The organism is Streptomyces sp. NPDC058145, assembly GCF_042884245.1.
Classification (GTDB): domain Bacteria; phylum Actinomycetota; class Actinomycetes; order Streptomycetales; family Streptomycetaceae; genus Streptomyces.
This window is the reverse complement of record NZ_JBHVUH010000012.1, coordinates 177833-201598: the sequence shown is the minus strand read 5'-3', so window position 1 is coordinate 201598 and position 23766 is coordinate 177833. Positions and strand designations below refer to the sequence as shown.

The window sequence follows — 23766 nt, the reverse complement described above, 5'->3', positions numbered from 1 at the left end:
CGTGCCGGGCGCGGCCCCCCAATCTGGACGCAGCGAAAGGAGCCACGCCATGCCGACCTCCGCGCGGGTGCCGTCGGTGGGCCGGATGGTCGCCTGGGCGAAGTCGGCACACCGCCGGGCGGAGAGCCGCTTCCCGGTGGTCACGCATTTCGCGGACCGCATGGTGTCGGTGAACATCTTCGACTCCGGCACCCGCCTCGCCGCGCAGTGCTTCCTCACCGCGGTCCCGCTGCTGTTCGTCGTCGCGGCCTACGCTCCCTCGTCGGTGCGCCATCAACTGGTTGAGTCGGTGCGTGCGGTGTTCGGGCTGACGGGTCCGGCCAACGCCGAGCTCGTGAAGGTGTTCGAACCCACGACGGGCAATCTCCAGGAGGCCACCGGCATCGTGGGTGGTCTGATGGTGCTGCTGTCGGCCACCGCCGTCAGCCGGGCGATGCAGCGACTGTGCAAACGCGCCTGGGAGATCCCGAGAGCGGGCACCCACATCGCCCCGTGGCGGTGGCTGGCGTGGCTCGCCCTGTGGCTCGGGATCCTGGTGCTCCAGGGCCCCGTACGCAACGGGTTCGGGGTGGGCGCCTGGCTGGGGGTTCCCCTCACGCTCCTCACCCAGGTGGGGCTGTGGTGGTGGACCCAGCATCTGCTGCTGGGTGGCCTGATCGGCTGGAAGCCCCTGCTGCCGGGCGCCGTGCTCACGGCGGTCGTGCTCACCGCGCTGGCCATGACCGCGCGCCTGTACATGCCGCGGGCGCTGAACCGTGCCCTGGCCGAATACGGCCCGGCCGGCTCCGTCTTCGTGCTGCTGTCCTGGCTGATCGTGGTCTGCGTCGCGGGAGCCGTCAGCCTCAGCGTCGGCGCCGTCATCGCCCAGGAACCGTTCCTGGCGCACCGCCTCGGCAGCCCGCCATCCCTGCGGGACCGCGACCCGTGAACCCCCGGAGGGGGCGCCGCGCGAGAAGTTCCCCGGGCATCGCCCGTACGGCCCCGTCCACCGCGCCAAGGGCCCACTGCCGCTCGCCCGTCCGGTCTACCCAGCGCGCGTGGAACCCACGGGCCTGACGCAATGGGGATGTTCAGGCCCCTACCACGCCGGAGGCCCCACGTGCCCGCCTCACCCGACCCGCACGCACCCGGCCCCGACCCTCAGCACCCGGATCCGGCGCCGGACCCGCACGCACCCGGCCCCGACCCTCAGCACCCGGATCCGGCCCCGGACCAGCACACACCCAGCCCGGACCCCGGCCGCCGCGCGTCGGGTCCGGGCCCGCACGCCTCCGACCCCCCGGCGCGCGGGGACGGCCCCGACGCCGACCGGCATCCGCCCGGCGGGCCTTCAGGGCCTCCGGGGCCGGGGCCCGCCGGCGGCGGTGGTGGGGGAGGCGGGGCCCGGCGGGGCAGGAGCGCGGGGCATGTGGCGCGCGCTGTCGCCTCGGCCGTGCTGATCGTGCTGACCTGCGTTCTCGTACCCGTCGCCCTGCTCGCGACCTGGGTGCACGACATCGTGCTCGACACCGACCGCTACGTGGCCACGGTCGACCCGCTGGCCACCAACCCCGCGATCCAGGACGCCGCGGTCCACCGTGTCACCGAGGCCGTCGGCGCCCACGTGGACGGCCCGCGGGCCGCCGCGGACATCGCCTCCTGGCTGCAGTCCCAGGGCCTGCCGCCACGCGCAGCCGACGCGATCAGGGGGCTGGGACCGCAGCTCGACTCCGCCGTCAACCAGGCCGTCACGAAGACCGCCACCCGCGTCGTCCAGAGCGACGCCTTCGCCACGGTGTGGAACACCGCCAACCGCGCCGCCCACAACGCCGTCGTGCACGCGCTGACCGGCCAGGGGCGCGGCGCGGTCGGCGTCAGCGACGGCACGGTCACCCTGGACGTGGGCACGGCCGTCGACCGGGTCAAACAGGAGCTGGTGAACGCCGGCCTGAAGCCCGCCGCCAAGATCCCGCAGGTGAACAAGCAACTGGTGCTGTTCCACTCCGACGAACTCGCCAAGTTCCGCAAGGCCGCCCACCTCCTCGACGTCGTCGGCAACTGGTTCCCGGTGCTCGTCGTCGTCCTCGGCGCCGCCGGGGTGTTCCTGGCCCGCCGGCGCCGAAGAGCGCTCGCGCGCACCGCGCTGGGCGCCGCCTTCGCCTGCCTGGTGGTGGCCATCGCCCTGGTCGTGGCCCGCCGCTACTACCTCGACCACCTGCCGCCCCAGGTGCAGTCCAAGGCCGCCGCCGCGGCCGTCTTCGACACCCTGCTGCACTTCCTGCGGATCAGCCTGCGCACGGCCGTCGTCCTCGGCGTCGTCATCGCGCTCGGCGCCTACTTCGTCGGGCCCGGCCGGCTGCCCGTGGCCGTACGCGGGGCGTCCGACCACACGGCCGACTCCGCCGCGCGCTGGGCGGCCGCCCACCACATCAGCACCGGACGCGTCGGTTCCTGGGCACTGGCCTACCGCCGGATCATCACCCTCGCCGTCCTGCTGATCATCGCGCTGGTCTTCGCGCTCTGGAACCATCCGACCGTGCTCACGGTCCTGCTGCTGGTCCTCGTGCTGCTCGGCGTCCTGGCGGTGCTCGCGCTGCTCGCGGCCGCCGGCCGCACCCAGCTCCACGCGGCACGCGGGGCGGCGCCCCCGCCCGGGGACGAGACCTGACCGACACCGCTCCGCCGGCGTGCTCCGCCGGGCGGGGCGGGGACGCGGGAGCCCAGGGCCGGCCCGGCCCGGCCCCGTGCGAACTGCGCGAGGACGGGAACACTGCGATGCTGATCGAGTAGAGCAAGCGTCCATGGGCTGTCGGACAGGGGTGATGACCCCGTGGCTGCGAGACACGAGAACACACGGGGCCCAGCCGTCGGGTACGTCGACCCGCTGGGAGAGCCGTTTCTGCAGACCCGTTTCGCCCTGCCCGCCCGGCCGGCCACCTTCCTGCGCCGGCGGCGGCTGACCGAACACCTCGACCAGGCCCTCGGCACCCCGCTGACGATGGTCAACGGCTCGGCGGGCGCGGGCAAGACCCTGCTCGTCGCGGACTGGGCCGCCCGGCTCGGACAGCCGGTCGCCTGGTTCACCAACGAGGCGGAGGACCAGGGCTGCGGGGTGTTCTGGGCCTACGTCCTCCAGGCACTGCGCGCCGCCGGCGTACCCCTGCCCGCCGGGATCGGCTGCCCCGGGGACGCCGGCCGGGTGGAGCACACGCTGCTGGCCCGCCTCGCCGACGAGCTGAACGGACAGGTGCGCCCCGCCGTCCTGGTGCTCGACGAGTTCGACCGGGTGACCGCCCCCCAGATCGCGGAGCAACTGGAGTTCGTCCTGCACCACGCCGGTCCGGGACTGCGCCTGATCCTCGTCACCCGCACCGAGCCGCTGCTGCCGCTGCACCGGTACCGGGCCGCCGCGGCCATGACCGAGATCCGGGACGCCGAGCTGGCCTTCACCACCGACGAGGCGGCCGCCCTCCTGGAGCGGCACGGCCTGCGGCTCTCCGCCGAGGCCACCCGCGCCCTGGTGGAGCGCACCCGGGGCTGGGCCGCCGGGCTGCGGCTGTGCGCCATGGCCGCCCAGCAGCGTCCGGACCCCGAGACGTACCTGGCGGACTTCGAGGCGGGCCGGAGCACGATCGCCGACTTCCTGCTCGCCGAGGTGCTGAAACGGCAGCCGGCCCGGACCCAGGACCTGCTGCTGGGCGTCAGCGTCATGGAGCGGTTCTGCCCCGAACTGGCCGAGGCGCTGACCGGCACCGGTGGCGTCGAGCCGGAGCTGGCCGGACTGCACACCCAGAACGCGTTCGTGGAGGACCTCGGGCACTCCTGGTACCGGCTGCACCCGCTGTTCGGTGAGATCCTGCGGACCCATCTCCGGGTCCGCTCGCCCGGCCTCGAACCGGAACTCCACCGGCGTGCCGCACGCTGGCTGCGTGCCTCCGGTTCGCTGCCGGAGGCGCTGGCGCACGGCGCCGCCGCGGGCGACTGGGAGTTCACCACCCGTGCCCTCGTCGACGACCTGGCGATCGGCCAGCTCTTCACCGGCCTGCGCGCGGACGACCTCACCGAGCTGTTCGCCCGGATGGGACCCGAGGTCCCGGGCGCGGCGGCGGAACTGGTGCGCGCCGCGCGCGACCTGTCGCGGCGCGACGTGGACCGCGGCCTGAGCCATCTGCGCCGGGCCGGGGACGGCCTGCGCGCCGGGGACGGCCGACGCTCCGGGGAGGTCCCGTCCGACGCGGCGGGCCGGCTGAGCTGCGTCCTGCTGGAGGCCCTGGCGGCACGGCTGACCGGATCGCCCGGCCGGGCCGAGAAGGCGGTGGCGGAGGCGGGGCAACTGCGTGACGAGGTCCCCGCCCCCCTCCTGGAGAAGCACCCCGAATTCACCGCCCTGCTGCTCACCCACCTGGGTTCCGCCCGGTTGTGGGCCGGTCGCTTCGACGAGGCGCGCGACGCCCTGGCCGAGGCGGCCGGCTGTCCCGGCGGCGCGTCGACGGCGCTGCCCCGGGAGGACTCCCTCGGACACCTGGCCCTGATCGACTACCTGAACGGCTGGCTCGGCAGGGCGGAGCGGCAGGCGCTGGCCGCGCTGAACGAGACGGAACGGTTTGGTCTGCGCCGCCCCTCGGGCCCCGGGCTGGGGCAACTGGTGCTGGCCGCCGTGGCCGTCGAACGCGACGACCTCGCGCGGGCCCGCGCCCTGCTGGACGAGACGGCCGGCTCCGGGACGGCCCCGCTCGACCCGGTGACCGCGGCCGGCCGGACCCTGGCGACGGCACGGCTGCTGCTGGCGCGGGGCGAGCCACGGGCCGCCGCGGCCGTGGCCGACCCCGCCGCTTCCGCCCTGACGGCATCCCCCTGGGCGGAGGTGCACACCGCGCTCGTCACCGCCGCGGCCCATCTCGCCGAGGGCCGGCCGGACTCCGCCGCGAAGGTGCTGGACGAGGTGCCGTACGACGGCGAGCCCGCGTACGCGGCGGAGCTGGCCTGGGCCCAGCTCGCCGCCGGCAACCGCGACGCGGCGATCGGCCTCCTCGACCTGGTGAGCGGCCCGGACCGCACCGGCCCCGGAGTCACCGTCCGGGCCGCGCTGGTGCGCGCGTGGGCGGCCCAGGAGGAGGGGGACGACGTCACCGCCCGCAAACTGCTCGCCCGGGCCCTGCTGGACGCCCGCGGGGAACGGCTGCGGCGTCCCTTCCTCGAGGCCGGACCGCGGATCCGCCACCTCCTGGACACTCCGCCCCTGCAGGCCCTGGCCGCCGGCTGGCTCACCCCCCGCGGCCCCACGGCGCGGGCCCGTCCGGGCGCGGCCGCGGAGCCCGCGCCGCTGGTCGTCGAGGAGCTGAGCGGACGTGAGCGCGAGGTGCTGTGCCGGCTCGCCGAGATGATGTCCACGGAGGAGATCGCCGCCGACCTGTACGTGTCGGTCAACACCGTGAAGACCCACCTCAAGAGCGTCTACCGGAAACTCGGCGTGAACCGGCGCGGCGACGCGGTGCGGCAGGCCCGCGAACGCGGACTGATCTGACCCCGGCAGAACTCGGCGAGGTGGACACCGTGAGACATTGGCGAGCGCTGATGGTACTGGGTACGGCCCAGTTCCTGATGGTGCTGGACACGTCCGTCATGAACGTCTCCATCAGCCAACTGGTCGAGGACTTCCACACCGAGGTCACCGCCATCCAGGCCGTTATCACCCTGTACGCGCTGGTCATGGCGGCATTCATGATCATCGGAGGCAGGCTCGGCGACATTCACGGCCGCCGTCGCCTCTTCCTCCTCGGTCTCCTCGTGTACGGCACCGGCTCGGCCCTGACCGCCCTGGCGCCAACGCTGTGGGTCCTCGCGCTGGGCTGGTCCGTGATCGAGGGACTCGGCGCCGCGATGGTGCTGCCGGCCATGGCGGCGCTGGTCGCCGAGTCCTATCGGGGAAAGGACCGGGCGGTCGCCTACGGCGTGATCGGCGGGCTGGCCGGCGCGGGGATCGCGGTCGGTCCGCTGCTGGGCGGCTGGGTGACGACGTATCTGACCTGGCGGCTGGTCTTCGCGGGCGAGGTCGTGGTCGTCATCGCCGTCCTGTGCTGCCACCGGATGATCACGGAGTCCCGTCGGACCGGACCGGCGCCCCGGATGGACCTGGTAGGCGCGGTGCTCTCGGCGGCCGGCCTGGCGCTGGGCGTGCTCGGGGTGCTGCAGAGCAGCACCTGGGGCTGGTTGCAGCCACGCAACCCGCCCTTCACCGTCTTCGGCTTCGCGCCGACCCTGTTCGTCGTCGGCGCCGGGGTGGCCGTGCTGTCCCTGTTCGTGCGCTGGGACCGCGCACGGGAGGCCAGGGGCGCCGACCCTCTGGTGCATCTGTCGCTGTTCCGGGTGCCGCCCCTGCGATCCGGGCTGCTGACCCTGCTGAGCCAGAACCTGATCCTGCTGGGACTGTTCTTCACCATCCCGCTGTACCTGCAGGTGGTGCAGGGGTTCGACGCCTTCCGGACGGGGCTGCGGCTGCTGCCGGTGTCCATCACGATGCTCGTCACCTCGCTGACCGCCGCCCGGCTGGGCCGGACCCTGGGGCCGCGCCTGGTCGTACGGCTGGCCCTGCTGACGCTGACCGTGGCCATCGTGTGGCTGCTGGCCACCATCGATCCCGTGATCGACGACGCGCAGTTCGCCGCCGCCATGGCCGTGCTCGGCATCGGCATGGGCCTGCTCGCCTCACAACTCGGCAATGTCGTGCAGTCCAGCGTGGGCGAGGAGGAACGCAGCGAGGTCGGCGGCCTGCAGTTCACCGCGCAGAACCTCGGCTCGGCGCTGGGCACCGCGCTCATCGGGTCGATGCTGATCGGAGCGCTGGCGCACGCGTTCACCGCGGACGTGGAGAACGATCCGCTGCTGTCGGCGCAGACCAAGCAGCAGACCGGTGTGGCCCTCGAAGCCGGCCTCACCTTCGTGCCCACGGACCAGGTCCGCGCGGCGGCCCAGCAGGCCGGCGTGCCTCCGGCCGAGGTCGACGCCATCACCAACGCGTACGCTTCGGCGCAGCTCGACGGTCTGAAGGCGGCGATCCTCGCCACCGGCGCGATCACCCTCGCGAGTTTCCTCGTCACACCCCACCTGCCGACCGCGCCGGAGCGCGGCACCGCGCGGCCCGAGCACGGCGCTCCGGCCGACGCCACCGGCCAGGTGGAGTGAGCGCGAAAGGCCATGCCGATGTCCTCTACCCGCCCGACCACCGCACGGACACAGCGTGCCGACCGCCGCGCGGACGCCGACTACACGGGCGCCGTCTACGGATCGATGCTCGCCGCGTCGGTGGTCATCGGAGCCGGAGGGCTGGGCAAGTTCCCCCGGGTGCAACTGGTGCTGCTGCTGGTGCTCACCGGTCTCGTGTTCTGGGTCGGGCACGTCCACGCCCACCTCTTCGGCGCCAGGCTCGCGCAGCGGTCGCTGACCGGCCCGACCGTCCTGCGGGTGTGCCGCGAGGAGTGGCCGATCGTCGAGGCGGCCGTCCCGCCGGCCCTCGCCGTCGCCGTGAGCCCGCTGCTGGGGCTGGACGTGGCGGGCGCCGTATGGCTCGCGGTCGCGGTGGCCGTGGCCGGCCAGGTGGGCTGGTCGGCGGTCGGCGCACGGCAGGCGGGAGCCTCCTGGCGGCTGGTGTCCGTCACGGCGGCGGTCAATCTGCTGCTCGGCCTGGTGATCATCGCCTTCAAGATCGCACTGACCCACTGACCCACTGACGCGCCCGCGACCACCCGATGCCCCGGGCCACCATCCCCTGTATCACCTGTGCCGGGTGAGGTCCGGTGCCCCGGGGGCGGAGCAGGATCGCAGGTGAGACCGCAGGCCGCCCGCGGCGGGAGAACGGCACATGCGCTATGAGATCCGCGTCGATGGACACATGTCGGAGACCCTGACCAAGGCGTTCCCCGAACTGGACCATGTGATGATGTCCGGTCAGACGGTTCTGTTCGGCCGGATCATCGACCAGGCGCATCTCTACGGGCTGCTGGTCCGCTGCCAGTCACTGGGACTGCGGGTCGTGGAGATGCGGCAACTCCCGGAGTGAGGGCCGGGGTTCGGCCGGGGCCCCGATCGGACCCGCCCCCTCACGGATCCGCGTCTCGACCCGCCCCCTCACAGATCCGCCGTCTCGATCCGCCCCGAGCGCGCCGCCTCGCCCAGTGCCGCGAAGTCCCGCTCGTTCTGGTCCGCGTACGCCTGCGCGAAGTGCGGCAGCGCGCGGTCGAAGCGGTCCCCGCCGCCGAGGTAGGCGGCGATGGTGACGGGGTCTCCGGAGCGGGCGTGGGCCCGGGCCAGCGAGGCCCCGCACACCTGGCCGAACAGGTTCAGCAGAGGCGGGTCCATGGTCTCCGGCCGGACGATGCCCTTCCAGTCCAGCAGTTGGCGCACGTAGAAGTCCCGGCCTTGTCCGTCGAGGCCGATGACATGAGTCCAGCCCAGGAAGATGTCGCTGGTCGTCTGGATGAACCGCTGCCCGGCCACCACCCGGTGGCCCTGGTTGTCGTACCGCTCCCCGTCCGTGTACGGCGCGAGCACCGACTCCTGTGCCTCCTTGGCCTGCAGCAGCAGGGGGTCGTCGTCGTCCCGGCCGAGCAGCAGCAGGATCCAGCAGCGGGTGCCGACACTGCCTACGCCCACCACCTTGCGGGCGACGTCCACCAGCCGGTAGTGGCCCAGCAGATGCCGCCGCTCCGACGGCAGCGTGCGCGCGTACTGTTCCAGCAGCGACTGCAGGTACCGGTCCTCCTGCTCCGCCGATCTGCCGGCCTCCAGGTTCCGCAGGGGAGTGATCAGCGGTGGGTCCGCCGCGATCCGCCGGCCCTGTGGCGTCAGCGTGGTCAGCTTGGCGAAGGCCTGCATATGGGTGCGCGAGCGGGCGCGCGCGGTCGCCTGTTCGGTACGGCGCCTGCCCGCCTTGTCCATCGAGGAGGCCAGCAGTTCGCGCATCCGGTCGGCGTCGTCCTGGGCGTACCAGATGTCGAGCGTGCGCATGTGGGCGAACTCCCGCATCCGCTCCCGGTAGGCCCGCACGCAGCGGAGCACCGCCTCGTTCTGCTGTCCGACCGTGAAGCCGTTGGCCCGGCCCGCGATGACGAAGCTGGCCGCCAGCCGCTTGACGTCCCACTCGAACGGGCCCGGGAAGGTCTCGTCGAAGTCGTTGATGTCGAAGACCAGATGCCGTTCCGGCGAGGCCAGCAGCCGGAAGTTCAGCAGGTGGGCGTCGCCGCACAGTTGTACCTGGAGCCCGGTGCCGGGCAGCGGGCCGAGATCGGCCGCCGTGACCGCCGCGGCGCCGCGGTAGAAGCGGAACGGGGATTCGAGCATCCGGCCGTAGCGGATGGGCACCAACTCCGGTACCCGCGTGGCCGACTGACGCTCCAGCACCTCGATCACGTCCGGCCGGTCCGGCGCGGGTTCGAAGACGCCGTGGCCCGAACGCGGTACGCGGGAGCGGGCGTTCCTGCCCTGGGCCGCGCGGTCGGCCAGTGACCGGGAGACGGTGACGGCACTCGGTGCGGTCATGGTGTGCGCCCTCCTCGTGCCTCACCCCCGTGCCACTCCACCCCACCCGTTCCGGCCGGTGGGAGGGATCACCCACCACGGGTGATCCCTCGCCCCGGCCGGAACGGAATGCTTGCCGCTGAGGGGTTCGCGCGCCGCCCCGCCTGGCGGTCCGGAGACGCCCCGTCGGTCACGCGAGGAGGAGCCATGACCGAGTCGCGTGGTACGACACCGGGCACCGGACCGTCGGATGCGTTCGGCGGGGCGGCCGCGGGACCGGGACCGGGACCGGGGGAGGCCATGACGGTGCTCGCCCGGTCGTGGATCTGGATCCTGGGGTCGGCGGTCGTGACGCTGGTTCCGGGTGTCCTGATCCTCGTCTGGCCGGACGAGACCCTGCACGTGCTGGCCGTTCTCATCGGCCTCTACCTGCTGCTCATCGGCGCGCTGCGGTTCGTCACGGCCTTCTCCCGGGCGGGAGCCGGGGAACGGCTGCCCGGGCTGCTCATCGCGCTGCTGTTCGTCCTGGCCGGGGTGCTCTGCCTGCGCAACCCGCTGCAGACCATCGCCGCGCTGTCACTGATCGTCGGGCTCGCCTGGCTGGCGTCCGGCATCCTCACGCTCTACACCGCGATCTCCGCCGAGGACCTCCCGCACCGCGGCGTGGTCCTCGGCGCCGCGCTGCTCGGCATCGTCGCCGGCATCGTGGTGCTGGTCCTGCCCACCGAGTCGGCGCGGGCGCTGACCCGGCTGCTCGGGCTGTGGCTCGTGCTGCTCGGCCTGGTCGAACTCGCGGTCGCCCTCACCTGGCGGGCCGCGCTGCGCAGGGCGGCCACCGCGCAGGCCACCCCGCGGAGCACGGCATGAGACACCCCGCAGGGCGCCCCGCCGGACAGCTCCGGCCCGCCGCTGCGAGGCAGCCGGACGGTCCGGGCCCGCCGCTCCCGGTGCCGCCGGACGGCGGTGACGCACCGGCCACGATCACCCGCCTCGGGTGAGGCCGCCCCGCCCCGCCCCGCGCACGCTGAGATCGGCATACACCGGCCCGGCCGGCTCGACAGGCCGGAGCCCCGGACTGAGGAGAGAAATGAGCGCGCAGACCTACCTCGCGTACGACTATCCACTGCTGAGCGCCTTCTGGACGATGTTGGTGTTCTTCCTGTGGATCATGTGGTTCGTCCTGCTGTTCCGGATCATCGTCGACATCTTCCGCGACGACGGCATGAACGGCTGGGCCAAGGCCGGCTGGACGCTCTTCGTGATCGTGCTGCCCTTCCTGGGCGTCCTCGTCTACCTGATCGCCCGCGGCAAGGGCATGGGCAGGCGGGAGATTGAGCAGGCGCACGCACAGCAGGCCGCGTTCGACTCCTACGTCCGGGAGACCGCGCTGGGCGGCGCGGGAGGCAGGAGCAGCGCCGACGAACTCGCCAAGCTGTCCGAGATGCGCTCGCGCGGCGACATCAGCGACGACGAGTTCCGCAGGGCGAAGGAACTGGTCCTCAGCGGCGGCGGCACCGGCACGGGCACGGGCACCAGCACGGCGCAGCAGCCCGCTCGCGGCGTACCGACCTCGTCCGGACGCTGAGCACCCCCCACCACGACGAATGGAGGCATTGGTATGACCGCACCGCGCACCAGCACGCACACCCGGGCCGCCAAGCAGCAGTGGGCCGGTGGCCTGACGGCCTTCGCGGGCATCATGCTCATGATCGCCGGGCTGCTCAGCCTGTTCCGCGGCATCATGGCGATCGCCCAGGACGACGTCTTCGTCACGACCCCCAACTACGTCTTCAAGTTCGACCTCACCAGCTGGGGCTGGATCCACCTGGTCCTCGGTGTGATCGCGGTGGCCGTCAGCTTCGGTCTGTTCGGGCCGTCGATGTGGGCACGGATCGCCGGCGTCGCCATCGCCGGGCTCGTCATCATCGCCAACTTCCTGTCCCTGCCGTACTACCCGGTCTGGTCGGTCGTGATGATCGCGCTGTCCGGCTTCATCATCTGGGCCCTGTGCGTCGTCAAGCGTGACGACGTCTCCGCGATGCCCTAGCACCGGGGTCACGCCCCGCCACCGGTCTGCGAGGAGGACGCATGGACAGGTATCCGCCCATCGCGGAGCACGGAATGGTGGGTGACCTCCAGACGGCGGCCCTGGTGTCGTCCGGCGGAACCGTCGACTGGTGGTGCACCCCCCGCTTCGACTCGCCCAGCGTCTTCGCCTCGCTGCTGGACAGCGAGCGCGGCGGTCACTGCCGGCTGGCGGCGGAGCATCCGGACGGCGACGGGATGTCGGTGCGCCAGCTGTACCTGTCCGACACGGCGATCCTGGTCACCCGGTTCATGGGGCCCGGCGGTGTCGGCGAGGTCGCCGACTTCATGGTCCCCGTCGACTCGCCGGAGCCCACCGACCGGCACCGTCTGATCAGGATCGCCCGGGTCGTACGGGGCAGCCTGCCCTTCGTCCTCACCTGCCGGCCGCGCTTCGACTACGGGCGCGCCCGGCACTCCCTCGCCCTCGCGGACGGCCACGCGGCCGTCCTGCGGGGCCCGGGCACGGACCTGCATGTCCAGACCACCGGCGGCATCACGCTGCGGGCCGACGGCGACGACGTCACCGCCCGCTTCACCCTCTCCGCGGGGCAGGTCGCCGCCGTCGTGCTGACCACCACGGACGGTGGAGCCCCGGCCCCTCAGGTGCCGTCCCTGAACAGCGTCGCCGAGGACCTGGAGCAGTGCCGCGAGTTCTGGCTGTCCTGGCTGCGGTCCTGCACCTACCGCGGTCGCTGGCAGGAGGTGGTGAACCGCTCGGCGATCACCCTCAAGCTGCTCACGTACGCGCCGACGGGGGCACCCGTCGCCGCGGTCACCATGGGGCTGCCCGAGCAGGCGGGCGGCGAGCGCAACTGGGACTACCGCTACACCTGGATCCGGGACGCCTCCCTGTCCGTAGGGACCCTGATCGACCTGGGCTTCGTGGAGGAGGCGTACGCCTTCCGCCGCTGGCTGCGCGATCGCATCGAGGCCGGGGGCACCGCCTCGGGCGACCCCCTCCAGATCATGTACCGGGTGGACGGCGACCCCCATCTGACCGAGGAGATCCTCGACCACCTGGAGGGCTACCTGGGATCACGGCCGGTACGGGCGGGCAACGCGGCCGCCGACCAGCTCCAGCTCGACATCTACGGGGAGGCCTCCGACGCCTTCGTGGTCGGCCGGGACGTCGGCGCGATACGGGGCTGGAAGGCACTGAGCGGCGTGCTGAACTGGCTGGCGGACAACTGGGACCGGCCCGACGAGGGCATCTGGGAGACCCGCGGGGGCCGGCAGGACTTCACCTACAGCCGGCTGATGGCCTGGGTGGCGTTCGACCGGGGCATCCGCGCGGCCACCGAGTTCTCCCGCCCGGCCGACATCGAGCGCTGGACGGCCGCCCGGGACGCCATCTTCGAGCAGATCACCGAGCGCGGCTGGCACGACAAGCGGAAGGCCTTCGTGCAGCACTACGACACCGACGTGCTGGACGCCTCGCTGCTGCTGATGCCCCGGGTCGGTTTCCTCTCCCCGCACGACCCGGACTGGATCAGCACCCTCGACGCCATGGACGAGGAACTGGTCAGCGACAGCCTGGTCTACCGGTACGACCCCGCCGCGTCCCCCGACGGACTGCGCGGCTCCGAGGGCACGTTCAACCTCTGCAGCTTCCTCTACGTCGAGGCGCTCGCCCGCTCCGGCCGGCTTCTGCAGGCCCGGCACGCCTTCGACAAGATGCTCACCTACGCCAACCATGTCGGCCTGTTCGCCGAGGAGATCGGCCCCTCGGGCGAGCAACTCGGCAACTTCCCGCAGGCGTTCACCCACCTCTCGCTCGTCACCGCCGCCATGGCGCTCGACGAGGAGCTGAACCGGGCGAGCACGATGCCGAGCGACGGCGGAACCCGGCACCCCGGTGTCCACGGCTTCAAGGTGCCGCCCGAAGTCCCGGACGGAGGCACCGAGGGTGACTGACCAGGCGGTGCCGGCCAAGGTCCCGCCGGGGGAGCGGCGGGTCCTCGCCGCGCTGGCCCTCGCCCAGTTCATCTGCAGCTTCGCCGGCTCCAACATGAACGTGATGATCAACGACATCAGCAAGGACCTGGACACCACGGTCCAGGGGGTACAGGTCTCCATCACCCTCTTCCTGCTGGTCATGGCCGCGCTGATGATCCCCGGCGGCAAGATCACCGACCGCTACGGCCGCAAGCGGTGCTTCCTCGCCGGTCTCGTCGTCTACGCCGTGGGCGCGCTGCTGTGCGCGGTGGCACCCGGGCTCGGTGTCCTCATCCTCGGCAACTCGATCCTCGAGGGCGTCGGCACCGCCCTGCTGATCCCGCCGGTCTACATCCTCACCACGCTGCTGTATCCCGACGTCACCTCCCGCGCCCGGGCCTTCGGGGTGATCATGGCGCTGGGCGGCGTCGGCGCGGCGGCGGGACCGCTGATCGGCGGACTCATCACGACCGGCATCAGCTGGCGCGCGGCCTTCGTGTTCCAGGCGCTGGTCATCGCACTGATCGTGGGGCTGAGCCGCGGTATCGAGGACCCCCTGCCCCCGGACCCGGACCGCGCCTTCGACACCGGGGGAGCGGTCCTGTCGGCCGCCGGCCTGGTACTGATCGTCATGGGCATCCTGGCGGCGGACAACGACGTACGGCTGATGATCGCCCTGATCGTCCTCGGCGTCCTCGTCCTCGCCTGGTTCTTCCGTTCCACGCGCGCGAAGGAACGGGCCGGGCGCGAGCCCCTGCTCTCGCTGAGCCTGTTCCGCAACCGCACCTCCAACCTCGGGCTCATCACGCAGAACGTCCAGTGGCTGCTACTCATGGGCACGTCCTTCACGGTGGCCGCCTACCTCCAGGTGGTCCGCGGCTACGACGCCGTCCAGACCGGAGTGATCTTCACGGCGGCCACGCTGGGGCTGCTGCTGACCTCGCTGTCCGCCGAGCGGCTGGCCGCGCGGCGGCCCCAGCGGACCCTGATCATGGCCGGCTTCGCGCTCTCCGTCGCGGGCGTGGCCGTCCTGGTCGCCCTGGTCGCGACCTTCTCCACCGCCTGGGCCTTCGTGCCCGGGCTGCTGCTCATCGGGCTGGGACTCGGCGTGATGCTGACCCCGTCGGTGAACGTCGTCCAGTCGAGCTTCCCGGAGGAGCAGCAGGGTGAGATCTCCGGCCTGTCCCGCAGCGTGTCCAACCTCGGTTCGTCCTTCGGCACCGCCATCGCCGGCACCATCCTCGTCGCCGGGCTCACCACGGGCGCCTACGCCGCCGCGATGATCACCCTCGGCGTGATCGGCCTCGCCGGCCTCGCCGCGGCGGCCCGTCTGCCCCGCGCGCCGGGCCGTACGGCGGCCGGGGACGCGACGGCCGGCACCGCGCCGGGAACCGAGGCGGAACCGCCGGTCCCGGACCCCGGGCGCCCCCCTGCCCCACGCCGCCCGCACCGCGCGTGACATCATCGGCGCCGGTCAGGACCGACGCCGAAAGCGGTGGCAGGAGCCGCACGAGGAGCACGATGAACCCCGCTCTCACCGCCCCGCCCGCGGTGGGCACCTCGCTGCTGGACGACTTCTCGCTGGAGATGACCGGCAAGGACGTGCCGAAGCTGGAGGAGGCGCGCCACAGCATCCCGCCGGGCACGCGGATCAACGTGACCTTCCTGGCGGGCGAAGACCTCGCCACGCGGCTGGCCGCGGCCCGTGCGGTCAAGCGGCTCGGCTTCGTCCCGGTGCCGCACATCTCCGCCCGCCGCCTGCCCTCCCGGGCCCACCTGGAGGAGTTCCTGGCCGGCCTGGCCGCGGACGGCACCGCCGAGAACGTGTTCGTGGTCGGCGGCGACCCCGCCCGCCCCGAGGGCCCGTACCCGGACGCCCTCTCCGTCATCCGCACCGGGCTGCTGCAGCGGCACGGCGTCCGCCACATCGGCATCAGCGGCTACCCGGAGGGCCACCCCGCGATCACCGACCGCACGCTGTGGTCGGCGCTCACCGACAAGTCGGCGGCCCTCGACACCGAACGGCTCACCGGCGACGTCATCACCCAGTTCGGCTTCGACGTCGACCCGGTGCTCGGCTGGCTGGAGACCGTCCGCGCCCGTGGCGTCGCCCTGCCGGTCCGTATCGGCGTACCCGGCCCCGCCGGGGTGCGCCGGCTGATGACCTACGCCACCCGCTTCGGTGTCGCCACCAGCGCCTCCGTTGCCCGCAAGTACGGCTTCTCGCTGACCAACCTCATGGGTACGGCCGGCCCCGACCGATTCCTGCACGCCCTCGCCCGGCACCTCGACCCCGCCCGGCACGGCAGGGTGAAGGTGCACTTCTACACCTTCGGCGGGCTGCGGGCCACGTCCGAGTGGATAGCCCGGTTCCGGCACGGGGAGCGGACGGGCTGACCACCCGCGGGGCGATTCGGCGGCCACCTGGCACCGCGACGTACGTGTCGGATTCCCGCCAGCGAGCGGCCCCCGCGGTGCCCGATCCTTGAGGCATGCAGACAGGGATGCACCTCGACCGGGAGCGCTGCGTACGCGCCGTGCGGTCCAAGGACGCGCGGTTCGACGGATGGTTCTTCACGGCCGTCCTGACCACCCGCATCTACTGCCGGCCGAGCTGCCCGGCCGTCCCGCCCAAGGCGGAGAACATGACGTTCCTGCCGAGCGCGGCGGCCTGCCAGCAGGCGGGGTTCCGGGCCTGCAAGCGCTGCCGCCCCGACACCAGCCCCGGCTCCCCGGAGTGGAACCTGCGCGCCGACCTGGTGGCCCGGGCGATGCGGCTGATCGCCGACGGGGTCGTGGACCGCGAGGGCGTACCCGGGCTGGCCGCCCGGCTCGGCTACAGCGCACGGCAGGTCGAGCGTCAGCTGCTCGCCGAGCTGGGCGCCGGACCCCTCGCGCTGGCCCGGGCCCAGCGGGCGCAGACCGCCCGGCTGCTCGTCGAGACGACCCCGCTGCCCATGGCGGAGATCGCCTTCGCGGCCGGCTTCTCCTCCATCCGTACCTTCAACGACACCGTCCGCGAGGTCTTCGCGCTCTCCCCGAGCGAGCTGCGCGCCCGGGTGCCGGGAAACCGCGCGGCGAGCACCCCCGGCACCCTCGCGCTGCGGCTGCCGTTCCGTGCCCCGCTCAACCCGGACAACCTCTTCGGCCACCTCGCCGCCACCGCCGTACCGGGCGTGGAGGAGTGGCGGGACGGTGCCTACCGGCGCACGCTGCGGCTGCCGTACGGACACGGCATCGTCGCCCTCACCCCGCGCCCCGACCACATCGCCTGCCGTCTCACCCTCGGCGACCCGCGCGATCTGACCGTGGCCATCTGCCGCTGCCGGCGCATGCTCGACCTGGACGCCGACCCCGTCGCCGTCGACGAGCGGCTGCGCGCCGATCCGCTGCTCGCGCCGCTGGTGGACCGGGCGCCCGGCCGCCGGGTGCCGCGCACCGTCGACGAGGCCGAGTTCGCCGTCCGCGCCGTGCTCGGGCAGCAGGTCTCCACGGCCGCGGCACGCACCCACGCGGCCCGCCTGGTCACCGCGCACGGCAAGCCCCTGGACGACCCCGAGGGCGGCCTCACGCATCTCTTCCCGTCCCCCGAGGCGCTGGCCGCCGTGGACCCCGAGACCCTGGCCATGCCCCGCACCCGCCGCACCACCCTCACCACCCTGGTACGCCAACTGGCCGACGGCACCCTGCACCTGGGCGTCGAGTCCGACTGGGCCGAGGCCCGGGCCCGCCTGCTCGGCCTGCCCGGCTTCGGCCCGTGGACGGCCGACGTCATCGCCATGCGGGCCCTCGGCGACCCCGACGCCTTCCTCTCCACCGACCTCGGGATCCGGCGCGCCGCCCGGGAACTGGGCCTGCCCGCCACCCCGGCCGCGCTCACCGCCCGCGCCGAGTCCTGGCGCCCCTGGCGGGCCTACGCGGTCCAGTACCTGTGGGCGACGGACGGCCACCCCATCAACTTCCTGCCCGCCTGAGGACCTTCACCATGAAGAAGCACACCGTCATCGACAGCCCCTACGGGCCCCTCACCCTCGTCGCCGAGGACGGCGTCCTGTGCGGCCTCTACATGGCCGGCCAGCGCCACCGCCCACCGCAGGAGACCTTCGGCGACCCCGACGACACCCCCTTCGCCGAGGCCGGGGAACAGCTCCGCGCCTACTTCGCCGGCGAGCTGGCGGAGTTCACCCTCGAACTCCGCCTGTCCGGGACCCCGTTCCAGCGCGGCGTCTGGGACCGGCTGACCCGCATCCCCTACGGCGAGACCCGCTCCTACGGCGAACTCGCCACCGAGCTGGGCAACCCCAGGGCGTCGCGTGCGGTCGGCCTGGCCAACGGCAGGAACCCGATCGGCATCATCGTGCCCTGCCACCGGGTCATCGGCGCCGCGGGCGCCCTCACCGGCTACGGCGGCGGCCTCGACCGCAAGCGCCGCCTGCTCGACTTCGAACGGGGAACGGCCCTGTTCTAGCGCCTGTCGCGGGACCGTTCCCGCCCCTGCTCCGGCGCGTCCAGCCGGCCCAGCAGCGTCGGCAGCGCCGTGCCGATCGGCTCGCGGACGACCTCGTCGGCCAGGTCGTCGTACGGTGTCGGCTCGGCGTTGACGATGATCAGCCGCGCCCCGTGGTCGGCGGCGACGCCCGCGAGGCCGGCCGCGGGCTGGACCTGGAGACTGGTGCCGACGGCGATGAAGATCTGGCAGGCCTTGGTGATGGCGACCGCCTCGCCGAGGACGACCGGGTCGAGCCGTTCGCCGAACATCACGGTCGCCGGCTTGAGGATGCCGCCGCACTCCAGGCACGGCGGGTCGTCCTCACCGGCCTCGACGCGGGCGAGGGCGTCCTCCATCGGCCCCCGGGCATGGCACCGGGTGCACACCACACTCCGTGCGGTGCCGTGCAGCTCCAGCACCTTGCGGGCGGGCAGTCCGGCGAGCTGGTGCAGCCCGTCCACGTTCTGGGTGATGACCCTGACCGGCACCCCGGAGCGCTCCAGCCCGGCCACGGCCCGGTGCGCGGCGTTCGGCTCGGCGTCGCGCGCGTCGTTCCCGCGCCGCATCAGCCACGACCGCCGCCGGATCTCCGGATCGCCCATGTAGTACTCGTACGTCACGAGCTTCTCGGCCTCCGGGTCCCGCCGCCACAGCCCGTTGGGGCCGCGGTAGTCGGGGATGCCGGAGTCGGTGGAGATGCCGGCCCCGCTCAGCAGGGCGACGAGGGGCTTGGTCATGTACCCGAGGTTAGGACGGTGATCGAGGACACCGCGAACGGATTTCGACGGGTACGGTCCCGGCGACGGGCGCCGGCTGTTAGCGTCCCGGCATGGCCAAGGTGACTGTCTCGCTCGACGCCCAGCTCGTCGTCGAGGTCATGGTGCTCGCGGGGGTCGGCAACCCGCAGGACGCCGTGGAACTCGTGGTCCGCGACTACATCGAGCGCGGGCACCGCACCGAGGCGCGCGTCACCGAGCGCGAGGACGCGCTGCGCGACGTGGACGCCAGGCCCCGGGACCCGGACGGCTGAACCCTCAGGCCACCCGGTGGCCGTTCTCCAGCTCCGCCGTGCCGGTGCCCTCCGCCAGGACGTCCAGCGCGGCCAGCACCCGGTGGCCGAGGGCACCGGGCAGGTGACCGGGGAGCTCCTCGCGGGGCACCAGGCGCCAGGACAGCAGTTCCTCCTCCTGCAGCCGGATGGCGTCGAACTCGGCCGCGGTGAGGACTCCGCCGTCGTACAGGTACGCCACCAGCGGCGGTCGTCCCGTGCCGTGCACCCAGTCCACCGTCAGCAGCCGGCCGAGTTCCCGGTCCAGGCCGATCTCCTCGAGCGTCTCGCGGCGGGCACCCTGGCGCGGGGTCTCCCCGTCGTCGGACTCGACGGTCCCGCCCGGAAGGGCCCACCCCTCGCGGTAGTTGGGCTCGACGAGCAGCACCCGCCCCTCGGGGTCCCGGAAGAGCGCGGCGGCGGCGGCGAGGACTCGGGGCAGGCTCGCGATGTACGCGGCGAAGGTGTCTGTGCTGGTCATCCAGGAAGGGTAACCAGATACCGGGCGGCTAAGGCCCGGTTGTCGCCAGGCGCACGGTGCGTTCCGCCAGCGCACTGATCCGTACCCCGTCGAAGCCGAACACCGCGCTGCGCACCGTGTCCTGGAGCGGCTCGGTCCACTGGGCCGGGATCGCGGCCGCGCCGGTCATCACCCCGGCCACCGAACCGGCCGTCGCGCCGTTGGAGTCGGTGTCCAGGCCGCCGCGGACGGTGAGGGCGACGGTCCGGGTGAAGTCGCCGTCGCCGTACAGCAGCCCGGCGGTCAGAACGGCCGCGTTGGGGACGGTGTGGATCCAGCCGAGCCCGGCGGTCTCCTCGGACACCGTGCCCAGGGTCTCCTCCCAGGACAGGCGGGTCTCGTGCAGGGACATCACCCGGCGCACGGTACGGGCCAGCCTGCTGCTCGCCGGGATCACGGCCAGCGCGCTCTCCAGCGCGTCCCGCACGCCCGGCGCGGTGAACGCCGCCGAGATCAGCGCGGCCGCCCACATCGCCCCGTAGACGCCGTTGCCGGTGTGCGACAGCACCGCGTCCCGGCGGGCCAGCGAGGCCGCGCGGCGCGGGTCGCCCGGGCAGGTCCAACCGTGCACGTCGGCCCGGATCAGGGCGCCGATCCACTCCTGGTACGGGTTGTCGTACGTCGCCGTCAGCGGCGGCTTCAGACCGTTCGCGAGGTTGCGGTACGCGGCCCGTTCCGCGGTGAAGGTCTGCAGGTACGGCAGCCCCAGCAGCCACAGGTCGCCGACCTGCTCGGTGCTGAAGCCGAAACCGTGGGTCTCCAGCAGGTGCAGGCCGAGGATCGCGTAGTCGACGTCGTCGTCCCGGCAGCTTCCGTGGACGCGGCCGCGCACGCACTGGCGCCACTCGGGTCGCAGCACGGCGGCGTCGGCCGGGTCGGCGGGCTCGGGCAGGTAGTCGGTGAGCGGCAGCGCGGCCGCCCGGCGCAGATAGCCGTCGATGCGCTCGCGCGTCCACACCTCGCCCTGTTCGACCGGCTTGCCGAGCATGTTGCCCGCGATCCGGCCGAGCCAGCCGCCGTGGACGCGGTCGGCGAGGTCCGGCCCGTTGTCGAGGTCACTCATGGCTGGTGCCTACCCGCTTTCCCCGGCCGCCTCCCAGCCGTTTCCCACGGTTCGGCAGGGCATGGCGGCGCGGACGTCCTGCGGTTAAGGTCACAGCGGCGCGACTGGCCCCGACGTGCGCGGGGCCCGGAGAGCAAGGGGAATGCAAGGTGGCGGACGCTGCAGTGAACGGGACCCGTCGGGTGCTCATCGCCGCGGACAAGTTCAAGGGCTCGCTGACGGCCGTGCGGGTCGCCGAGCGGGTCACGGCCGGGCTGCGCCGGGTCGTGCCCGGTCTCGAGGTCGAGGCGCTGCCGGTGGCCGACGGCGGCGACGGCACGGTGGACGCGGCCGTCGCGGCCGGCTTCGAACGCCGGGAGGTCCGGGTGGCCGGGCCGCTCGGGCAGGAGATCACGGCCGCGTACGCGCTGCGCGGCGGCACCGCCGTCGTGGAGATGGCCGAGGCGAGCGGGCTGCAGCGGCTGCCGGCCGGGGTGTTCGCGCCGCTGACCGCCTCGACGTACGGCTCCGGGGAACTGTTGCGCGCAGCGCTGGACGCGGGCGCGCGGACGATCGTGTTCGGCGTCGGCGGCAGCGCCACGACGGACGGCGGCGCCGGGATGCTGTCGGCGCTGGGCGCGCGGTTCCTGGACGCCGACGGGGAGCCGGTGCCGCCGGGCGGCGGCGGCCTCGTCGCGCTGGCGCGGGCCGACCTGTCCGGCCTCGACCCACGCCTGAACTCGGTGGAACTGGTCCTCGCCAGCGACGTCGACAACCCGCTGACCGGCCCGAAGGGCGCGCCCGCGGTGTACGGCCCGCAGAAGGGCGCCACCCCGGACGACGTGGCGGCCCTGGACGCGGCGCTCGCCCACTTCGCCGAGGTACTGGAGACGGCCGTGGGCCCGCGTGCGGCCGACCACGCGGCGGCGCCGGGCGCGGGGGCGGCCGGCGGCATCGGCTACGGCGCCCTCCTGCTGGGCGCCCGGTTCCGCCCCGGTATCGAGGTCATGCTGGACGTGCTGGGCTTCGCCCCGGCGCTGGAGCGCGCCTCGCTGGTGATCACCGGTGAGGGTTCGCTGGACGAGCAGACCCTGCACGGCAAGGCTCCGGCGGGAGTCGCCGCCGCGGCCCGCGCGGCCGGGAAGGAGGTCGTCGCGGTGTGCGGGCGGCTCGCCCTGCCCGAGGAGGCGCTGCGGCGGGCCGGGATCGGCCGGGCGTACCCGCTGACGTCCGTCGAGCCGGACGTCGCGAAGTGCATCGCGGACGCGGGGCCGATCCTGGAGCGGGTCGCGGAGCGGATCGCGCGGGACCTGCTGGACTGACCCGTCACCGCAGGGGGTCAGCCCACCGTCGAAGTCCCGGAACCAGCCGCCGTTGGTGAGGCCCTCCACTTGCGGTTCTCGCACCACTGCTTCGACATGTGGTGGATGGTCCTCGAGGTGCGCTCCCAGACCAGGGAGTGTCCCGGGCCGGCCAGGAGGAACATCAGCTTCCGCGGCCCCGCGACGGCCGCGTGGAGGTCCGGCACTTGACGGGCCAACGGGTGAACCGCTTCCTCCCTTGAAGCCGAAACGGGTGTGGCCCGAGTCGTAAGGACTCGGGCCACACCCGTCGGTACCGACTAGGACGCTAGGGCAGCTGGGCCGCCCGCGACTCGCGGCGGTTGTCGCGGAAGTTGTTCACCCGGCGGGCCGTGGCGAACAGCGGGATCACCGCGCCCATGACGAGCTGCAGCGCGCAGCCGGTCTGCAGGAGCAGCTGTCCGCTCGGGGCGTCGAAGGCCCAGGCGGCCAGGAGACCCATCGACAGGACGATCCAGCAGAGCATCGCCCCGGCGAGGCGGCCGCGCGGCTTCGGGTACTCGACGCGGCTCACCATCAGCCACGCGGTGCCCAGGATCGCCAGCAGGGTGGCCACGAAGGGCAGCTCCAGCAGGACGATCGAGACGACCGTCAGCGCGCCGAACGGCGAGGGCATGCCCTGGAACACGCCGTCCTTCACCGTCACGCAACTGAACCGCGCCAGCCTGAGCACCACCGCGAGGAGCACCACGATCGCCCCCAGCGCCGCCACTCTCTGGTGCGCGTCGTCCGCGACCATGCCGTAGACGAGGACGAAGTACGCGGGCGCCAGGCCGAAGCTGATCAGGTCCGAGAGGTTGTCCAGCTCCGCGCCCATCGGGGACGAGCGCAGCTTCCGCGCGACCAGGCCGTCGAACAGGTCGAAGACCGCCGCGCAGAGCATCAGGATGACCGCCGTGGCCGCGCTGTGGCGGGCCATGCCGGACTCCTGGCTGCCGGTGAGGTGCGGGATCAGGATGCCGGTGGTGGTGAAGTACACCGCCATGAACCCGCACGTGGCGTTGCCCAGCGTGAGGGTGTCCGCTATCGACAGGCGGAGAGAAAGAGGCATCTCCTCCTCGTCGCCCGCGTCGTCGGCCTCGGGCACCCAGCCCGCCTGGGTCTCCGGATCAATCACGGTCAATGCGAGTCACCCCAGCCACGGTCTTCTGTCCGACCTCGACCGCGACCTCCACGCCCTCGGGCAGGTAGAGGTCGACACGCGAGCCGAAGCGGATCAGACCGATGCGGTCGCCCTGCTCGACCTTCGTGCCCTCGGGGATGTACGGCACGATGCGGCGGGCCACCGCGCCGGCGATCTGGATCATCTCGATGTCGCCGAGTTCGGTGTCGAAATGCCAGACTACGCGCTCGTTGTTCTCGCTCTCCTTGTTGAACGCGGGAACGAAGCCGCCGGGGATGTGCTCGACCGACGTCACGGTGCCGGCGAGCGGCGCGCGGTTCACGTGCACGTTGAGCGGGCTCATGAAGATCGCGACGCGGGTGCGGCCGTCCTTCCAGGGCATGATGCTCTGCACCACACCGTCGGCGGGCGAGATGACCCGGCCGGGGGCGATCTCACGCTCGGGGTCGCGGAAGAACCACAGCATGCCCGCCGCGAGCGCGGTGGCGGGCACGGCGACGGCCTTGGCTGCACCCGAGCGGCGGGCGCGGGCCAGGCTGAGGGCTGCGGTGGCGACGGTCGGAAGAAGCCACGGCGATGCTCCGCGCGCGAGGCGTGCGCCTACCAGGCTGTCGCGGTGTGCAGAGGTTTGGCTGTGGGGCATGGATGACCTTCGTAGCGGATGATGC

The 23766-nt window shown here is 73.1% G+C and carries 22 protein-coding genes; 16 read left to right on the top strand and 6 right to left on the bottom strand.

Features of this window, described 5'->3' with window-relative positions; all coding sequences use genetic code 11:
- Positions 1-49 precede the first annotated feature (49 nt).
- From ACFVVO_RS27025 to ACFVVO_RS27000, 6 genes are all read left to right on the top strand, one after another.
- Positions 50-928 carry a hypothetical protein gene (locus ACFVVO_RS27025; RefSeq protein ID WP_390058184.1) on the top strand — a complete coding sequence of 293 codons (879 nt, stop codon included), beginning with the start codon at positions 50-52 and terminating at the stop codon, positions 926-928.
- Positions 929-1408: 480 nt separating this feature from the next.
- Complete coding sequence (locus ACFVVO_RS27020; protein ID WP_390058183.1) at positions 1409-2647, top strand: hypothetical protein; 1239 nt, start codon at positions 1409-1411, stop codon at positions 2645-2647.
- A 162-nt stretch (positions 2648-2809) separates the two neighbouring features.
- Positions 2810-5503 (top strand): LuxR C-terminal-related transcriptional regulator, encoded by a 2694-nt coding sequence (locus ACFVVO_RS27015; RefSeq protein ID WP_390058182.1) that lies wholly within the window; start codon positions 2810-2812, stop codon positions 5501-5503.
- A 29-nt stretch (positions 5504-5532) separates the two neighbouring features.
- Positions 5533-7161 (top strand): MFS transporter, encoded by a 1629-nt coding sequence (locus ACFVVO_RS27010; protein WP_390058181.1) that lies wholly within the window; start codon positions 5533-5535, stop codon positions 7159-7161.
- Between the two features lie 18 nt (positions 7162-7179).
- Positions 7180-7698: a hypothetical protein gene (locus tag ACFVVO_RS27005; RefSeq protein ID WP_390058284.1), complete on the top strand. Its 519-nt coding sequence runs from the start codon at positions 7180-7182 to the stop codon at positions 7696-7698.
- 139 nt (positions 7699-7837) lie between these two features.
- Positions 7838-8035: a hypothetical protein gene (locus ACFVVO_RS27000; RefSeq protein WP_250400357.1), complete on the top strand. Its 198-nt coding sequence runs from the start codon at positions 7838-7840 to the stop codon at positions 8033-8035.
- Between the two features lie 68 nt (positions 8036-8103).
- Here ACFVVO_RS27000 and ACFVVO_RS26995 read toward each other — a convergent pair whose 3' ends face one another.
- On the bottom strand, positions 8104-9513 hold the full coding sequence (locus ACFVVO_RS26995; RefSeq protein ID WP_390058180.1) for a DUF2252 domain-containing protein: 1410 nt from the start codon (positions 9511-9513) through the stop codon (positions 8104-8106).
- Positions 9514-9699: 186 nt separating this feature from the next.
- Between ACFVVO_RS26995 and ACFVVO_RS26990 the strand changes: the two genes are divergently transcribed.
- The 8 genes from ACFVVO_RS26990 to ACFVVO_RS26955 all read left to right on the top strand — a co-directional run bounded on the left by ACFVVO_RS26990 (position 9700) and on the right by ACFVVO_RS26955 (position 17983).
- On the top strand, positions 9700-10359 hold the full coding sequence (locus ACFVVO_RS26990; protein WP_390058179.1) for an HdeD family acid-resistance protein: 660 nt from the start codon (positions 9700-9702) through the stop codon (positions 10357-10359).
- A 220-nt stretch (positions 10360-10579) separates the two neighbouring features.
- Positions 10580-11077 (top strand): SHOCT domain-containing protein, encoded by a 498-nt coding sequence (locus tag ACFVVO_RS26985; RefSeq protein WP_390058178.1) that lies wholly within the window; start codon positions 10580-10582, stop codon positions 11075-11077.
- A gap of 33 nt (positions 11078-11110) precedes the next feature.
- A complete protein-coding gene (locus tag ACFVVO_RS26980) occupies positions 11111-11539 on the top strand; it encodes a hypothetical protein (RefSeq protein WP_390058177.1) in 429 nt (142 codons plus the stop codon).
- 41 nt (positions 11540-11580) lie between these two features.
- Positions 11581-13494 (top strand): glycoside hydrolase family 15 protein, encoded by a 1914-nt coding sequence (locus ACFVVO_RS26975; protein ID WP_390058176.1) that lies wholly within the window; start codon positions 11581-11583, stop codon positions 13492-13494.
- Positions 13487-14974 carry an MFS transporter gene (locus ACFVVO_RS26970; RefSeq protein WP_390058175.1) on the top strand — a complete coding sequence of 496 codons (1488 nt, stop codon included), beginning with the start codon at positions 13487-13489 and terminating at the stop codon, positions 14972-14974. Before ACFVVO_RS26975 ends, ACFVVO_RS26970 begins: the two co-directional genes overlap by 8 nt.
- 62 nt (positions 14975-15036) lie before the next feature.
- Positions 15037-15912: a methylenetetrahydrofolate reductase gene (locus ACFVVO_RS26965; RefSeq protein WP_390058174.1), complete on the top strand. Its 876-nt coding sequence runs from the start codon at positions 15037-15039 to the stop codon at positions 15910-15912.
- A 95-nt stretch (positions 15913-16007) separates the two neighbouring features.
- Positions 16008-17489 carry an AlkA N-terminal domain-containing protein gene (locus tag ACFVVO_RS26960; RefSeq protein WP_390058173.1) on the top strand — a complete coding sequence of 494 codons (1482 nt, stop codon included), beginning with the start codon at positions 16008-16010 and terminating at the stop codon, positions 17487-17489.
- Between the two features lie 11 nt (positions 17490-17500).
- A complete protein-coding gene (locus ACFVVO_RS26955) occupies positions 17501-17983 on the top strand; it encodes a methylated-DNA--[protein]-cysteine S-methyltransferase (RefSeq protein ID WP_390058172.1) in 483 nt (160 codons plus the stop codon).
- On the opposite strand, the gene ACFVVO_RS26950 is transcribed toward ACFVVO_RS26955, so the two are convergent.
- Positions 17980-18741, bottom strand: a complete 762-nt coding sequence (locus ACFVVO_RS26950) for an NAD-dependent deacetylase (protein WP_390058171.1) — start codon at positions 18739-18741, stop codon at positions 17980-17982. The genes ACFVVO_RS26955 and ACFVVO_RS26950 overlap by 4 nt on opposite strands.
- A 92-nt stretch (positions 18742-18833) precedes the next feature.
- Here ACFVVO_RS26950 and ACFVVO_RS26945 point away from each other — a divergent pair, with 92 nt between their 5' ends.
- Complete coding sequence (locus ACFVVO_RS26945) at positions 18834-19034, top strand: DUF2191 domain-containing protein (protein WP_390058170.1); 201 nt, start codon at positions 18834-18836, stop codon at positions 19032-19034.
- A 4-nt stretch (positions 19035-19038) separates the two neighbouring features.
- Here ACFVVO_RS26945 and ACFVVO_RS26940 read toward each other — a convergent pair whose 3' ends face one another.
- A complete protein-coding gene (locus ACFVVO_RS26940) occupies positions 19039-19533 on the bottom strand; it encodes an NUDIX domain-containing protein (RefSeq protein WP_390058169.1) in 495 nt (164 codons plus the stop codon).
- 28 nt (positions 19534-19561) lie between these two features.
- On the bottom strand, positions 19562-20635 hold the full coding sequence (locus ACFVVO_RS26935) for an ADP-ribosylglycohydrolase family protein (RefSeq protein WP_390058168.1): 1074 nt from the start codon (positions 20633-20635) through the stop codon (positions 19562-19564).
- A gap of 164 nt (positions 20636-20799) precedes the next feature.
- Between ACFVVO_RS26935 and ACFVVO_RS26930 the strand changes: the two genes are divergently transcribed.
- Complete coding sequence (locus ACFVVO_RS26930) at positions 20800-21936, top strand: glycerate kinase (protein WP_390058167.1); 1137 nt, start codon at positions 20800-20802, stop codon at positions 21934-21936.
- Between the two features lie 307 nt (positions 21937-22243).
- Here the strand turns inward: ACFVVO_RS26930 and pssA are convergent, their stop codons facing one another.
- Positions 22244-23062 (bottom strand): CDP-diacylglycerol--serine O-phosphatidyltransferase, encoded by an 819-nt coding sequence (pssA, locus tag ACFVVO_RS26925; RefSeq protein WP_390058282.1) that lies wholly within the window; start codon positions 23060-23062, stop codon positions 22244-22246.
- A gap of 22 nt (positions 23063-23084) precedes the next feature.
- Positions 23085-23741 (bottom strand): phosphatidylserine decarboxylase, encoded by a 657-nt coding sequence (locus ACFVVO_RS26920; RefSeq protein ID WP_250400346.1) that lies wholly within the window; start codon positions 23739-23741, stop codon positions 23085-23087.
- Positions 23742-23766 lie beyond the last annotated feature (25 nt).